The following is a 15,251-nucleotide window of genomic DNA, read 5'->3' as shown; positions in this document are numbered from 1 at the left end:
TGTCTGATGCATGGTACGCAGGAAAGGTTGGCCGGGTGACCGAGTACTTGTTGTTTCCGGGGCGGCATCATGTGCTGACGCGGTTTCAGGGGGAGTTCCTGAAGCAGTTTGCGGAGCGGACCGTGGTGTGGGCGGTGACGTCGGCGAACCACCGGACGACCAAGCGGAATCCGGTGGCGTTCGATCGGCGGGAGGCGGCGATCGAGCGGTTCAGTGTGGCGGAGGGGATCCGGTCGCTGGTGGTGGGAGTGGTTGATACCCCGCCGACGGACGAGTTCGCCGAGGTGACGGTGAAGGCGATCGAGGCGGGGACCGACGATCTCGTGCGGTTGACTCCGGAGAACACGGTCGTGGCGTGCTCGACGCCCGAGGTGAGCAAGCTGTACGAGCAGCTCGGGTACTCCGTGATCGGCGTCGAGCCCGAGGGTACGACGCGGCCGTGGGACGTGCTGCTGATGATTGCTGCGGGCAACGAGCAGTGGAAGGAACTCGCGCATCCAGCGACCGTGGACGTGTTCGAGCGCTACGCCCTGGACGCGCACGTCGCGCGCTGTGTGAACGACCCGGTGGTCGGCGACGACGGCGGACTGACCACGACCCGCGACTACAAGACGTACGCCGACGCGTTCGAGACCGCCGCCGACCGGAAATGGCAACAAATCAAGGCGTTTGTCCGCCCTGGCCGGATTCTCGACATCGGTTGCGCGACTGGTGCGACTCTGCAACTCGTCGACCGCGATCCACGTTTCCACGAGTCGGATCTGATCGGTGTGGAGGTCGCGCGGCACCTGTTCGCCGAATGCGAGCACAAGAAGGAACAGGGCCTGTTCAGCAACCCGAACGTCTATTTCTACCAGCGCAACATGCTCGGCTCCGCCGTGTTCCCGCCGCGCTCGATCGACACCACGCTGACGCTCGCGCTCACCCACGAGATCTGGTCGTACGCCGACGGTTCGCGACCCGATACGGTCCAGCGGTTCGCCGACGCGCTCTACGCGCACACGGCCCCGAACGGTGTCTGGATCAACTCCGACGTGTGCGGCCCGGACGAGCCGGACCGTCCCGTCGTATTGCGGCTGGACGACAGCGACGGCGAGAACCCGGACGACATCACGGAGCTCGAGTCCCTCGACGACCCCGCGACGTACGTCGGAAAACTCTCCACGCGGGCGCGCTTCTTCCAGTTCGCCCACGATTTCCGGCGGAACGCGAACGTGCCGTTCGGGTACGAGGTCCGCGCCGACGGGCTGGTGCTGCGGCTCGCCGACGCGATGGACTTCCTCACCCGGAAGGACTACGTCGACAACTGGTTGAGCGAGACCCACGAACAGTTCTGCGGCCTGAACTTCGCCAGCTGGACCACCGTCGCCGAACGCGCCGGCTTCACCATCGACCCGTCCTCAACGGCCTGGCGCAACGACTGGGTCGTCGACAACCGCATCACCCCGGTCGCCTCCATCACCACCCCCACCGGCGACCCCGTCGACTGGCCAGTCACCCACCAACTGATGATCGCCCGCCGCTGACCGCCTAACGTCCCCCGCCCCGAGCCCTCAACCTCCGCCTGCCCGGCCTACCTACCCCGGCCCAGTGGCCCATTTGCTGGGTGGACCAGCGAAATGTCGGGTTCCACACCCTGATTGCCGGTACCAAACCCCCGATTTGCCTGGCCCACCCACGAAATTGCCTGGCCCACCCAGCAAACGTCGGCACGCTCGCCAAGGTGGGGCGGTGGGTCGTGCACGCTGTCGGCCGATCGGGGGCGGGCCGTTGGCTGGAGTTCTACCTGACTTCGAGGTGGAGGGTGCCGGCTAGGGGGCGGATGGCGTAGGTGTGGGGGGATCGGGTGACGGTCAGGGGGAGGCGGCTGGAGAGGAACGGTTCGCACTGGACTGCGTGGGAGGTGCCGTCCGGCGCGGTGGCGAAGAGGATCCACTCCGCCGCGTCCAATGTCGCCATCTCCACCACGGCGGCCCAGCCGTCGTCCGAGACGGTACGTCGGCACGCGACGTCCACGTGGTCGTCGGAATCCGGCAGGTACCGGCGCCAACTGAAGTCCACCTCGCCCCAATCGGGCCCGCGCACCACCAGCATGTTGCCCGCGGCAACCGCAGCGGTGGCGGTCATCCGGATCGGGGACTCGTGCAGGTTCACATACCCGCCCGTCGACCGGGTCAGCATCACCGCACGCCCGCGCTCGGCGTGTGAGACCAGCCGATCGCCCGCCGTCCACAGCAGCACCTGCTCCTGCCCCTCCGGTCCACGGACCCGGAACGCACGCGTCGTCCGTTGACTGAACGGGTCGTCCGGATTGACCTCCGCGAGGATCGGCCCGATCGGCAACCACGCGGTGAAGTCCCGGCCACGCACCTCGAGCGGCACCTGCTCCTCACCACCCGACAACGGCCGGCTCACGAACAACGCCGGCTCGTCGAACGTCGATCGCCCGTGCAGCACCAGCGCATCCGGGGTCTGCTCGACCGACGTCAACCGGCACGGATCTGCCAACCGCCGTACGGCGAACGCCCCGTCCTTGCCCGGACCAGGCTGGATCCAGTTCGTCTCGTCGATCCACGCTCCCGGCGGCCACCCCGGGCTGCCGGCCTTCTGCCCACGCAGCATGTCCCGTCGCCGGATCCCACCGACCCGCAGCCGTACGTCGAAGTGCGACGGGCCGGCCGTGCACTTGGCGAGTAGCTCGCGACTGACGCGAACCTCGAACCCCACCATGCTTTCCTCGCCACGGAGATCGGTCGCCGGGTAGCGCCGTACCGGAAGCCGGTAGTTCCTGCCGGCGATCACCAAGTCGACGCGGAGGTTCGACGGCTTCGACTGCAGGTGCCGGATCTCGGCGGTGCCACGGACCGACAACGCGCCGTCGATCCAGGTCACCTCGCGCACACTGGTCGCCGGCGTCAGGTCGTTCTTGGTGAGCGCGAGGTGTTCCTGGGCCGCGTCCGGGTCGAGGGCGACCTTGTGCAGCAGTTCGAGATCGCCCGCCCGCAAGGCCGCGAACTGGAGCTGGGCGAGGCGTGGCGAGTTCACCAGCACGGCCTCGTCCAGGCGGTCGAGGAGCTCGGTGGTGAGTTCGACCAGGTGCTGCTCCTCCTCGGGCGGCACCGTGCCGAACGCCGAGAGGATCGCGTGCAGGTCGATCTGCCGGAAGTGCGCGTGCACCCGGTGCCGGATCGCCGGCGGCGCGTCCTCGATCTCGTCCAGCACCAGACCGGCCGAGACGACCCGGTCGCGGATGTTCGCGAGCTGGAACTTCTGCTGCGTGATCGAGTCACCCGACTCGCGCTCGCGCCAGAAGTACACCGGCGCCGCGAGCGTGTCGACGGTGACCGCGTCGAGGTGCGCCTTCAGCGTGACCGGATAGTCCTCGTACCGGATCGCCGGGAACCGGTAGCCGTACTCGTCCCAGAAGGACCGCCGGTACACCTTGTTCCACACCATCCGGTCGAGCACCAACTGCGGCGTCTCGGAAATGTGCGTGGCCAGGCGATTTTCCGTGAACGCCTGCGCATGCAACCACGACGGCCGTACGCCGTAACTGTTGTTGAACCGTCGCGCGTTGCCGGCGGCGAAGTCCGAACCGGTCTGATCGAGGGACCGGACCAGCATCCCGAACCCGTGCCGGGTCACCAGGTCGTCGCTGTCGACGAACGTGATGTACTCCCCCGACGCCTGCTCGACGCCGGTGTTGCGCGCCGGTCCGAGGCCGGCGTTCTGCTGCTCCACGATCCGGAACCGCGAGTCGCGGATGCAGAACTCCTTCGCGATCACGGCACTGTCGTCCGGCGAACCGTCGTCGACCAGGATCGCCTCGAAGTCGCCGAAGGTCTGCCGCGCGATCGAGTCCAGGCAGTCCCCGATATAAGCCCCCACGTTGTAGAACGGCACTACCACGCTGAGTCGTGCAGGAGGGCGCGGCGTACTCACCGCTGTCTGATCCGGCGCGCGAGCTTGCGGGCGACGACCTTCGGCTTGCGGACCTGGGCCGCGTGGAAGATCACCCGCGAGACGGCGTACGTGCGGGATCCGCGGATCCGCTCGTGGGCCGTGGTCAGCCGCTGGAGCTGACCGCGGAGCTCGCGGATGCGGTTCTCTCGGGTCTTCATCGCCTTGTTGCGGAAGCCGAGCGTGCGTTCGAGGCCGTAGACGTGGCCCTTCAGCTCGAACAGCTCCTGCTTGGCCTCTTCGGCTTCGGCGAGCGTCGTGCGTACGTCGACGATGGTGGTGCTCGTCTCCAGTACGACGTCCAGCGCGGCAGCGAGTTCTTTGCCGCAGGCAACTTGTTCGGTGGTGGCCGGGAGGGAGTCGGGGCTCGTGGCCGGGGTCTGCTCGGGCGGCTCGACACCGGACATGCCGAGCCACGCGGAGATGAGGTCGTCACCCAGCATCCACGGCGGCCACGGGTGGCGACGGCGCTGTCCGATCAGACGGTCGTGGAACCGCGCCCAGGCGGCAGCCAGCAGGTCCTCTTTCTCGATGGGGTCCTCGGCTACCCAGCCCGAGACGCCGTACGCGAAGGAGTCGCCGTCGTAGATCACGTCGTCCCAGCGGAGCACGAGGCGGGATTCGGTCACCCAGTCGCCGAGGTCGGCCGCCAACTTGCGGAAGGCGGGCACATCCTCGGCGGCGGCAAGCCGGAACAGCACACTCTCGACCGACACACCCGAGGGAACTGTGGAGGGGACAACGGAGGGGTCAAAGAAGAGCGAGCCGCCGTCGGCGGTAGGTGCGGTGGTGGTCGCTGCGGCGGCGGTGGTCGCTGCGGCGGCGGTGGTAGGTGCGGTGGCGGTAGGTGCGGTGGCGGTAGGTGCGGCGGCGGGGGCGGGGGGCTCGCCCGTGATGGTTGTGTCCCAGCCGGTGAGGGTTTGGTCGGCGGTCAGGACTACGTCTGCGGATTGGGCGTAGACGTCGTGGGTGGCGCCGGCGCCGGCTATTGCGAGCCAGCCGGTGGGGATGGCGGCTAGTAGGCCGGCTCGGGCGGCGGTGTCCACGCCCTCGGCAGCGGGCGATAACAGCGGTACGTCGACCGACTCCAGCGCGGCGCCGGCCAGGCGGGTGGGGAGTTCGCCGGGGCGGGCGGTTGCCGCGACATCGGCGCGGACGAAGGTGCGGGAGCCGAAGTCGGCGTACACCTCAGAGGTCCACGGGAGCGCGGACTTGAGTTGGTCGACGGAGACCGGCCGGGTCGGGTCGTCGTGGAGCGGGCGCCACTCGTCGTCGCCGTGGCGTTCGTCCGCAGGGCGGCTGTCCAGCAGGTTGAGCAGCGAGAACTCGTTTTCCAGCCCGAGTACGACGACCGCGTCCGGAGCGGCCAACGCAGCGAGCGCGGCCAGACGTGCGGTCCACGACAGGTCGGCGCTGTCGTATCCCAGGACGCGATCGAGTCCATCGGAAGCGATGATCACGTCGTACGGCTCGCTCTGCAGGCCGTCCAGCGCACCGGCGATCACCTGCAGGCACGGCCCGAAGTCCTCGCCCAACTGCTGCGCGTCCGCGACCGAGCGGACCAGGATCGTCACGTCCGCGGAGTGCGCGAGCACCGACTCGATCAGCTGCGGAGCATGTGGCCCGAGGATCAGCGTCCGCCGGTTGGCGGGGACGACGTCGGTCAGCAGCGCGGCGAGCGCCGGCCGCGGCGTCGTGTGGTCGGTCCACGGCTGCATCTCGCCGCGGACGACCTGAACCCCAGCTGCCAACTCAGACACGCTCTCTCCAATCGAACAGCGACCGCAGTTCCGCGGGCGGCATCATCCAGGGTTTGCCGAGCTCGAGGTCGGTGGTCGCCCGGGCCGCTTCGAGATCGACGGTCTTTCCGAGCATTTCCGGCCAGAGTCGCTCGATCCGGCTCTGGCCGCCGAACAACGGGTTCTCGCCGTCCATCTCCATCGGGTCGCCGTACACCGCGGGCTCACAGCCGGCCGCGACGCCGTAGAAGATCGCGGTCGACAGCCGGTTGGCCGCGACCCGCTTGTGCTTGCGCAGCTCGGCCAGCTGCTTGAACAGGAACCGCCGGTCGGTCCCCTCGTAGGAGAACCCGCGCCGCCCGAACGACACCACCCGGAAGCCCGCGTCTTCGTAGAACCCGCGCACCTCGGGCCGGTCGTACTCGGTGTAATACAACGAAAAGGTGACCGGGCCGGGCTCGGTCTCGCGGATCTCGTCGATCAGCCGCTGGTGGTCGCCGTGGATCTTGCCGCCCTCCCACCCGTGGAAGAGGAACCACAGCGTTCCCTCGCGCTCGACCGGCTCCTCCGGCTCCGGTTCGAGTTCCATGAGGTACAGGAACGGCGCGCCGATGCTGTGGTAGTTCCGCCGCCCCAGCGCGTGTCCGCGACGCCTCGGCGCATCGCTCCAGGTGAACCGCCAGGCACCGTCGTAGAACTCGTGCACCGGGTTCCAGCCGCAGCCGATGTTCCAGCCGTGCTGCAGGTATCCCCGCAACCGCGGCGGGTGGTCGAAGTCGAACCCGGCGTACCGGGACAGGATGTGCGTCTGACCGTAGTAGTGGTTGTGGTGATGCATCAGCGCACCTCGACATGCAGAGTGCCGGCATGGGGTCGAACGGCGAGCGCGTGCGACCCGTGAGTGATTGCCAACGGCAACCGGCTGCACAGGAACGGCTCGCACTGTACGGCGTGGGCCGCACCGTCAGCGGGGGTGGCGAACAGGATCCAGTCGGCCAGCGCGGCCAGCGGATCGACCGAGACCTGCACCGCGGTCACCGGGACCAGCGCGTCCACGTCGACTGCCGCGGACCATCCTTCGGCGGTGAGGGTACGGCGGCATGCGACATCGAGATGCTCGTCGGAGTCGGCCAGGTACCGCCGCCACGCGAACGTGACCTCGCGACCCTCCGATCCGCGCACCGTCAACTGGTTGCCCTCGACAACCGCCGCCACAGCGGTCGTGCGGATCGGCGACTCGTGCAGGTTCACGTACCCGCCGGTCGAGCGGGTCAGCGTGACCACCCGGTCGTCAACGACCCGCGAGACCGCCGAGTCGCTCGCGGTCCACAGCAACACGCGCTGCTCACCCCCGGGCCCGCGCATCCGGAACACCCTGGTCGTGCGCTGGCCGAACGGGTCGTCGTGGTTCGCGGCCGCGAGGATGTCCTGGATCGGCAGGCGAGCGGTGAAGTCGCGGCCGTCGATCTCCAACGGGACCTCTTCCTCGCCACCGACAACCGGCCGGCTCAGGTACAGCTCCGGCTGGTCGAACGATGCCCGCCCGTGCAGCACCAGCTCGTCGGCCGTCTGCTCGACCGCGGTCAGCCGGCACGGGTCCGTCAGCCGTCGCAACGAGAACCAGCCGTACTTCCCCGGCCCGGGCTGGATCCAGTTCAGCTCGTCGATCCATGCACCGGGCGGCCAGCCGGGACTCCCCGGGCCCTGACCGCCGAGCATGCCCTTCCGCTCCCGTCGCCCTGACCGCATCCGCACCTCGAAGTGGGCCGGCGCGCCCGTGCACTGACCGAGCAGCTCGCGGTCCAGCAGCACCTCGAACCCGACGAGTGTCTTGTCCCCGTGCAGGTCCAGCGCGTTGTACCGACGTACGTCCAGCGGGTACGTCGTCTCACCGACGGCCAGTGCGACCTCGAGGGTCGACGTACGCAAGGTCTCCAGGTGGCGGATCTCCGCGGTGCCCTTGACCGACAACTTGCCGTCGACCCAGCTCACCTCGCGGACGCTCGTCGCCAGGGTCAGGTCCTGTTCGCGGAGCCTGTAGAGCGCCTGAGGTACGGCGGACTCGCCTAGGCCCGGGTAGTTGTAGTCGAGCTGCCGCGACCGGCGCGGACGCGGTACGGCACGCGCCCCGCCGCGGAGCCCGCCCGAGTTCCGGAAGTCCGCGAGCCGCCGGAGCAGCTCCACGTCGCCGGACCGGAGCGCGGCGTGCTGGATCCGGTCATACCGGTGGGTGGCGGCCAGAACGTCGTCGTCGAGCCGGTCGAGGAGCTCACGGGACAGATCCAGCAAGGCCTGCTCGTCCTCGCTCGGGACCGAACCGAACGCGGACACCAGCGTCAGTACGTCGATCTGCGCGAGATGCGCGTGCACCCGCCGGCGGACCACCGGTACGTCGTCCTCGACGAGATCGACGACCATCCCGGCCGAGGTCACCCGGTCCCGGATGTTGCCGAGCTGGAACTTCTGCTGCGTGATCGACTCGCCGGACTCGCGCTCGCGCCAGTAGTAGACGGGCTGCGTGATCGTGTCCACGGTCACCGCGTCCAGGTGCGCCTTGAGCGCGACCGGGTAGTCCTCGTACCGGATCGGGGGGAACGTGTACCCGTACTCGGTCCAGAACGACCTGCGGTAGACCTTGTTCCAGAGCATCCGGTCCAGGACCAGATCGGGGAACTCGGTCACGTGCGTGGCGTGCCGGACCCGCGCGAACGGCTGCTTGTGCAGCCACGACGGGCGGACGCCGAAGCTGTTGTTGAACCGCCGCGCATTGCCGCCGGCGATGTCGGAACCGGTGCGGTCCAGGGTCCGGACCAGGGCGGCGAACCCGTACCGCGAGACGAGGTCGTCGCCGTCGACGAACGCCAGGTACTCGCCAGTGGCCTCCCGGATGCCCGCGTCCCGGGCCGGACCGGGGCCGGCGTTGTCCTGCTGGATCAGCCGGAACCGCGGGTCCCGGCTGCAGAACTCCTTCGCGACGACAGCGCTGTCGTCGGGCGAGCCGTCGTCGACGAGGATCGCCTCGAAGTCGGACCAGGCCTGCCGGGCGATCGATTCCAGGCAGTCCCCGAGGTACTCGCCGACGCCGTAGAAGGGCACCACAACGCTCAACCGCGGAGTCACTCCGGTGTGTCCTCCTCCGCGGTCGCTACGAATCTTTACGTAGCGGCAACGAGGTGAACCGTCAGGAGGTTATGCACAGGCTCGAACCCGTAGCGGGACCAGACCCGTTGGATGCCGATCTGATGGGCCTGCGCGGTGACGACCAGGCGTCGCGTCGTACAGACGTCCTCGATCGCGGCCAGCAGGTGACCGTACCGGCCACGACCCTGCTCGGCGGGTACGACGCCGGCCAGCTGGATCTCGGTCCACGACCGCTGCTCGTCGACGGCCGCCAGCGCGAGCACCCGCCGGTCCGGACCACGCAGTACGACGGCGCCTGCCGCACCGATCCGCCGCCGGGCCCACTCCTGGCGGCCGGCCAGCGCGAGCGCCCGGTCGAACATCGGGTTGGAGCAGTAGTGGTTGCCTGAGTCGCCGAAGACGTCCGCGACCAGGTCGTCCACCAGGTCGTCGTCGACCTCCGGCTCGAGCTGCGCGGTGAAGCCGGCCAGCGGAGCGGGGCGCCGGCCCTTGCCGACCGGCAGCGCCCAGCCGGTGACGGCGTCGGCCAGCAACGCCTGACGCGGCCCGTCGGCCAGCGCGGCGAACCAGGTGGTCTCGCGCGCCGGGTAGCGAAGCACGACCACGTCCGCGGTCGACTTCTCGACGGCGGCCAACACCTCGGCGAGCGGCGTACCGGCCGAGGCGGACACCGACATCCGGTCGATGGCGACCCCGAACCGCTTGGCCGCGTCCACGGACGGCCGCACGGTCAGTTCACCGGCTTCGAGCGCGTCGTACCAACTCATAGGCCGCCGAGCTTAAGGCATCGTGGTTACGAGGCTCACCTGGAGTGACAGGTTGCGTTCGTGGCGCGACGGATTTCACATTAGTGTTACGACATGCGCGCGAAAGCGAGGCGGCGGGGACCGCGGACGGCGGGGCCGTCCCTTTCCGGTCTGGTCGCCGGGCTCGCAATCGTGGTGCTGGCGATCGTGCTGCTCGCGCTGCACGCGACGGTCTTCGAGGTCGTCCGGTTCGTGCTCTTCACCGGTGTCGCGGTAGCGCTGCCCGGGTTCGCGCTCTGGCGGCTGATCGGCGGGTACGGACGCAACCTCGTGGAGGACCTCTCGGCCGGGTTCGCGGTGGGTACGGCCGGGCAGGTTCTGGTCTACCTGGCCAGTGCGTCGATCGGGCTGCAGGCCTGGTCGTGGGTGTGGGCGCCGATCGTCTTGGTGATCGCCTTCGTGGACAGCGACGCGCGGGCTCGGGTCTGGCGGCGGGTCGAGCGGCCGTTGCGTCCGCTGCAGGCCTGGCTGCTCGCGGCGTCGACAGCGGTCGTGCTGCTGATCGTGTACCGGCGCGGGCCGGGCCAGTTCCTCCCGGCGTACGCCGATCCGCTGCGTGCGTATCCCGACCTGGCCTTCCAGCAGGCGCTGGCCGCGAGTGCGAAGTACGACGTACCCATCTCGACGTTGTGGCTCGGTGGCGAGCCGATGAGGTACCACACGTTCTTCCACCAGGCGACGGCCGCGACGCAGTGGGGGACGCGGATCGACCTGACCGATCTGATCCATTCACTGAGCTGGCTGCCGCTGTTCCTCGCCGGGTGCGGGCTGGTGTTCGCGCTCACCAGTCGGCTGACCCCGACCGCCGAGTCCGGCGCCACGTGGGCCGGACCGCTCGCGGTGTTCGTCGCCGGTCTCGGTGGGGCCGTGCAGCCGTTGGCGGACGCCGGGCTGGGCGGGATCTCGACCGCGGTGGCGGCGTACCTGAGTCCGACACAGAACCTCGGGGTCCTCATCGCGCTGGCGCTCTGCGTGGTGGCGGTGGACCTGCTGCGGGCCGACGGTCGGCCGCGCGGCCGGTGGGTGTTGCTGGTGCTGCTCGCGCTGATCGCAGCCGGGGCGAAGTCGACGATCCTGCCGTTGGTGGGTGCCGGGTTCGCCTTCGCGTTTCTCCAGCTGGGGCTGGCGCGGCGGAGTACGCGGCCGGCGTTCCTCGGTGGGTTGCTGTCGCTGACGGTGTTCGTGGGGGCGTTGATCGCGATCTTCGGCGGGAGCACGTGGGGGACCGAGATCAAGCCGTTCGAGACGTTCGTCCAGTTGGCGCCGTACCCGATGCTGGTGTCGAACCCGCATGCGCAACTGTTGTCAGGGGCAACGACTTTGCTGAGCTGGGCGTTGGCCGCGTCGGGGTTGTTCTTCCTCGGCCGGAGGTGGCGGGACTCCGGTGCGGTGTTCCTTGCCGGGGTCGCGGTCGCGGGCTTGCTGGGCACGTTGCTGACGACCCAATCAGGAGTCAGCCAGCTGTACTTCCTGCGGACGGCCTTCCCGGTCATCGCCGTACTCGCGGCTGTCGGGCTGGCGAATCTGGTCGGGCGGCTCGGAGACCGGCGAGCCGTGGTGCTCGTCGGCGCGGCCGGGCTGCTCGGGCTGGTGGCCCTCGCAGTTGCGCGCTCGCAGTCCGCGGACCTGCAGGGCATCAGGGACCCGTGGGTGTGGACTATCGCCGCCGTGGCAGTTGTCGCGCTGTTGGTGGCTGTGGTCTGGAAGCTGGCGCGGCGACCGGGCAACTTCTTCGTCGCGTTGCTCGGCGGCGCGGTGGCGGCGTGCATGATCGGCGCGACCCTGGTGCCGTTGCAGGGCCTCGTGTCGGACAAGGCGTCGAACTTGGTCTTCGCGCACCCGTTCCGCGGCGGCGCGACGGCGGCCGAGGCCGGCGCGGCGCAGTGGCTCCGGCGCAACAGCACGCCGGGCGACCTGATCGCGACGAACGCGCACTGCATCATCCAGCGCGACGGTCTCTGCGACAGCCGGCACTTCTGGCTCGCAGCACTCTCCGAGCGTCCGGTCCTGATCGAGGGCTGGTCGTACTCGAACCAGGCGAACCGGATCGCCCTCGCCAACGACACCAACCCGAGCCTCATCCCGTACTGGAACAGCGAGGAACTCGCCGCCAACGACATCGCGTTCAAGGCGCCCACGCCGGCTGCGATCGAGCGCCTGCGGGAGGCCGGAGTGCGCTGGCTGTACGCCGACCACCGGGCCGGCGACGTCTCACCGGCGCTCCGCAACTACGTCCGCCTGCGACACGCCACGCTGGACGCGACGATCTACGAACTCAGATGAGAGGTCCCGCGGGACGACGCTCGCGACGGCGCTACCTATCCGCGGGACCTCTACGCTGCAGCAGGGCGTCGGCGACTCGCTCACGCCCGCGCCCGTCGACGAGTTCCCAACCAGCTCGCGCCAGTCGACCACGCTCGGCCGAATCGGTGAGGAGTCGCTTGAGCATGGGGACCGCCGAGTTCGGATCCGCCTGCAGCGCGCTCAACAGCCCGAGCCCGGCAGCCGCGCCGGTGTCGATCGCGCGCTCGTAGCCCATCTCCTGGTTGTCGACCACGCACACCAGTCCCGCAGTCGCCCCGAGACACAGCAGCTCCCAGGTCGATGTACCGGACGCACTGATCGTCAGATCCGCGTGACGTACACGGGCTGCCAGTTGATGCGTCGGCCCGATCACCTCGAGGTGCTGGTGCGGTTGCAGCTCGACAGCGGCGATCTTCGCGGCGAGGTCCGGCCCGGGTGCGACCACGGTGGCCTCGAACGGCAGACCGGTCGCGGCCAGCGCGCGAGCGACGTACGGACCGGCGCCGAAGGCATCCGTGCCGCCGAAGAACGCGAACACCGTCGGTACGGCGCTGTGCCGGTCGGCCGGTGGCGCGGCGGGACGGTGGTCGAGGATCTCGTCGCGGATCATCACGTACGGCAGGCCGGCGAGCCGGATCGAGTTCCGCGGCAGGGGCGGGTGGTCGAGCTCGGCGGCGAGGTTCTGGTCCACCAGCACATCGGCCTCGGCGCCGCGGAAGTCACCGTCGACGATCGCCAGCGTGGGCAGCCCGGTCGCCCGGACGGCGGGATAGACCGCAGCGTCCAGGTCGTACGAGTCGAAGACCAGAGCGTCGAGCCCCAACCGGTCGACGAGCTCGACATGCTCGGCGGGTCCCCAGACCGCGGGCTGTACGGCGATCCCCCGGGCCGCGATCTGCTCCGCGGCCCACGGCACGGTGTGCGCGTCGCAGACGAAGACGAGCTCGACAGCGCGGCGACGTACCTCCTCGGCCAGCGCCAGACAGCGCATCACGTGACCGATGCCCCGGGACGGCCCCACATCACATCGCACCCCGACGCGTTTCACGGGACCCAGCGTACGTTTGATCACGGTGCGCTGAGATGGTGGATTGAGGTCGGCGCTCACGGGGCAGCTATTGTTTCGAGGTCCGCACCGCGTGTGTGCGGTTCGGAACTGTCCGTCAGAAGGGTCCCGCTCGCGTGTCAATCCTTACCGGCTCCGACATCCTGGTCACCGGCGGTACCGGGTCGTTCGGCCGGACGTTCGTACGACACGCGCTGAACCACCTGAACCCGCGCCGGATCATCGTCTTCAGCCGCGACGAACTGAAGCAGTGGGAGGTCCGCCAGTCGTTCGGCGACGACCCGCGGCTGCGGTTCTTCCTCGGCGACGTCCGCGACCGGTCCCGGTTGCTGCGGGCGATGCACCGGGTCGACTACGTCGTACACGCCGCCGCTCTGAAGCAGGTGGACAGCGGTGAGTACAACCCCTGGGAGTTCGTCCAGACCAACGTGATCGGGTCGCAGAACGTCATCGAGGCGGCCATCGACTCCGGCGTGAAGCGGGTCGTGGCGCTGTCCACGGACAAGGCGTCGAGCCCGATCAACCTGTACGGGGCGACCAAGCTGACCGCGGACAAGCTGTTCATCAACGGGAACCACTACGCGGCGGCGTACGACACCCGCTTCAGCGTCGTCCGGTACGGCAACGTGATGGGCAGCCGGGGCTCGATCATCCCGAAGTTCCGCGCGCTGCACACGGCCGGCCACTCGCTGCCGATCACCGACCTGCGCTGCACCCGGTTCCTGATCACGCTGCCGGAGGCGGTCGAGTTCGTGGTCGACTCGTTCGACCTGATGACCGGCGGCGAGCTGTACGTGCCGCGGATCCCGTCGATGAAGGTGACCGACCTGGCCGAGGCGATCGCGCCCGGCGCGACCATGCACGACGTCGGCCTGCGTCCCGGCGAGAAGCTGCACGAGGAGATGATCAGCCCGGAGGAAGGCCGCCGCGCGCTGTCCCTCGGCAACCGCTTCGTGCTGCAGCCCGACCTGGCCAGCTGGGGCTACCAGCCGCCGAGCGACGGTACGCCGGTGCCGGACGGGTTCCACTACGCCTCCGACACCAACGACCAGTGGTACTCGATCGAGCAGATCCGCAAGATCCTCGAGAGCGACGGCTGACGTGCTCCCCTACGGGCGCCAGTCGATCTCGGAGGAGGACATCGAGGCGGTCACCGCCGTACTGCGGGGCGACTGGCTGACCACCGGACCAGCGGTCACCGCCTTCGAGAACGCGATCTCCGAGCTCTCCGGCGGGCATCGCGCGGTGAGTTGTACGTCGGGCACCGCGGCCCTGCACATCGCGTACGCCGCTCTCGGCATCGGCCCGGGCGACGAGGTCGTCACCACCCCCATGACCTTCGTGGCCACCGCCTCCTGCGCCGCGATGCTCGGCGCTCGCGTGGTGTTCGCGGACGTGGACTACGACACCGGCCTGATCGACCCAGCCGCCGTCGAAGCTGCTCTTACCGATCGGTCCCGCGTCATCGCCGCAGTCGACTACGCGGGCCAAGCCGCCGACTACCCAGCACTGCAGGTTCTGGCGGATCGAGTAGGCGCGCACACCCTCGCCGACGCAGCGCATTCCGTCGGCGGTTCGGCGTACGGCCGCCCGGTAGGCGACCTCGCCGACGTCACCACCATGTCCTTCTTCCCCACGAAGAACCTCACCACCGGCGAAGGCGGTGCGGTGGTCTGCAGAGATGATGTGGTTGGGCAGCGGGCCCACGAGTTCCACTTCATCGGCCTGGTCCGCGACCCGTCGCGCTTCGAGATCACCGACGAAGGACCGTGGCACCAGGAGGTCCACGAGTACGGCGTGAACTACCGCCTGACCGACCTGGGCGCCGCACTCGGACTGTCCCAGCTGCGCCGGCTCGCGGAGTTCAAACGCCGCCGCACCGAGATCACCGCCCGCTACAACGCGGCGTTCGCCGATGCCGACGGACTCCGTACGCCGGTGCAGCGGGCCGGCGTCGACCCGATGTGGCACCTCTACCCGGTTCGCGTCCTCGGCGGCCGACGGCGCGAGATCTTCGAGGCGATGCGCGCCGCGGAGATCGGCGTACAGGTGAACTACATCCCCGTGTACTGGCACCCGGTCTTCGCCCACCAGGGCTACCAGCGCGGCCTCTGCCCGAACGCCGAGCGCTTCTACGCCGAAGAACTCTCCCTCCCCCTCTTCCCGGACCTCACCGACAGTGAGGTCGACCGGGTGATCGAGACCCTTCTGCAGTTGGTTGGATAACGTGATCGA

At 69.2% G+C, this 15,251-nt stretch carries 10 protein-coding genes; 4 read left to right on the top strand and 6 right to left on the bottom strand.

From position 1 onward, the window contains the following. Nucleotides 1-35: 35 nt before the first annotated feature. The gene (locus tag EV137_RS19900; RefSeq protein ID WP_134130298.1) at nucleotides 36-1,526 is read left to right on the top strand and encodes a class I SAM-dependent methyltransferase; all 1,491 of its coding nucleotides are present in this window, start codon (nucleotides 36-38) and stop codon (nucleotides 1,524-1,526) included. Between the two features lie 256 nt (nucleotides 1,527-1,782). On the opposite strand, the gene EV137_RS19895 is transcribed toward EV137_RS19900, so the two are convergent. From EV137_RS19895 to EV137_RS19880, 5 genes are read right to left on the bottom strand one after another with little or no spacing between them, the layout of a single operon-like run. Further along, nucleotides 1,783-3,942, bottom strand: coding sequence for a glycosyltransferase family 2 protein (locus EV137_RS19895; RefSeq protein ID WP_238175435.1), 2,160 nt, complete (start codon nucleotides 3,940-3,942; stop codon nucleotides 1,783-1,785). Continuing rightward, nucleotides 3,939-5,720 (bottom strand): hypothetical protein, encoded by a 1,782-nt coding sequence (locus EV137_RS40655; RefSeq protein WP_166679943.1) that lies wholly within the window; start codon nucleotides 5,718-5,720, stop codon nucleotides 3,939-3,941. Before EV137_RS40655 ends, EV137_RS19895 begins: the two co-directional genes overlap by 4 nt. Next, entirely contained in the window at nucleotides 5,713-6,537 is an 825-nt protein-coding gene (locus EV137_RS19890; RefSeq protein WP_133786509.1) for a DNA replication complex GINS family protein, read from the bottom strand. Before EV137_RS19890 ends, EV137_RS40655 begins: the two co-directional genes overlap by 8 nt. After that, on the bottom strand, nucleotides 6,537-8,819 hold the full coding sequence (locus EV137_RS19885) for a glycosyltransferase family 2 protein (protein WP_134130296.1): 2,283 nt from the start codon (nucleotides 8,817-8,819) through the stop codon (nucleotides 6,537-6,539). Before EV137_RS19885 ends, EV137_RS19890 begins: the two co-directional genes overlap by 1 nt. Nucleotides 8,820-8,854: 35 nt before the next feature. Continuing rightward, nucleotides 8,855-9,607: an N-acetyltransferase gene (locus EV137_RS19880; protein WP_134130295.1), complete on the bottom strand. Its 753-nt coding sequence runs from the start codon at nucleotides 9,605-9,607 to the stop codon at nucleotides 8,855-8,857. Nucleotides 9,608-9,700: 93 nt separating this feature from the next. On the opposite strand from EV137_RS19880, the gene EV137_RS19875 reads away from it, so the two are divergent. Continuing rightward, nucleotides 9,701-11,929 carry a hypothetical protein gene (locus EV137_RS19875; RefSeq protein ID WP_134130294.1) on the top strand — a complete coding sequence of 743 codons (2,229 nt, stop codon included), beginning with the start codon at nucleotides 9,701-9,703 and terminating at the stop codon, nucleotides 11,927-11,929. A gap of 31 nt (nucleotides 11,930-11,960) precedes the next feature. Here the strand turns inward: EV137_RS19875 and EV137_RS19870 are convergent, their stop codons facing one another. Next, nucleotides 11,961-12,998, bottom strand: a complete 1,038-nt coding sequence (locus EV137_RS19870; RefSeq protein ID WP_238175434.1) for a PseG/SpsG family protein — start codon at nucleotides 12,996-12,998, stop codon at nucleotides 11,961-11,963. Between the two features lie 134 nt (nucleotides 12,999-13,132). Between EV137_RS19870 and pseB the strand changes: the two genes are divergently transcribed. Beyond that, nucleotides 13,133-14,116 (top strand): UDP-N-acetylglucosamine 4,6-dehydratase (inverting), encoded by a 984-nt coding sequence (pseB, locus tag EV137_RS19865; protein WP_134002451.1) that lies wholly within the window; start codon nucleotides 13,133-13,135, stop codon nucleotides 14,114-14,116. Between the two features lies 1 nt (nucleotide 14,117). After that, a complete protein-coding gene (locus tag EV137_RS19860) occupies nucleotides 14,118-15,242 on the top strand; it encodes a DegT/DnrJ/EryC1/StrS family aminotransferase (protein ID WP_134130292.1) in 1,125 nt (374 codons plus the stop codon). Nucleotides 15,243-15,251: the final 9 nt, after the last annotated feature.

Source organism: Kribbella pratensis, from assembly GCF_004366075.1.
GTDB classification, from domain to species: Bacteria; Actinomycetota; Actinomycetes; order Propionibacteriales; family Kribbellaceae; genus Kribbella; species Kribbella pratensis.
This window is presented reverse-complemented; position numbering and strand designations above follow the sequence as displayed.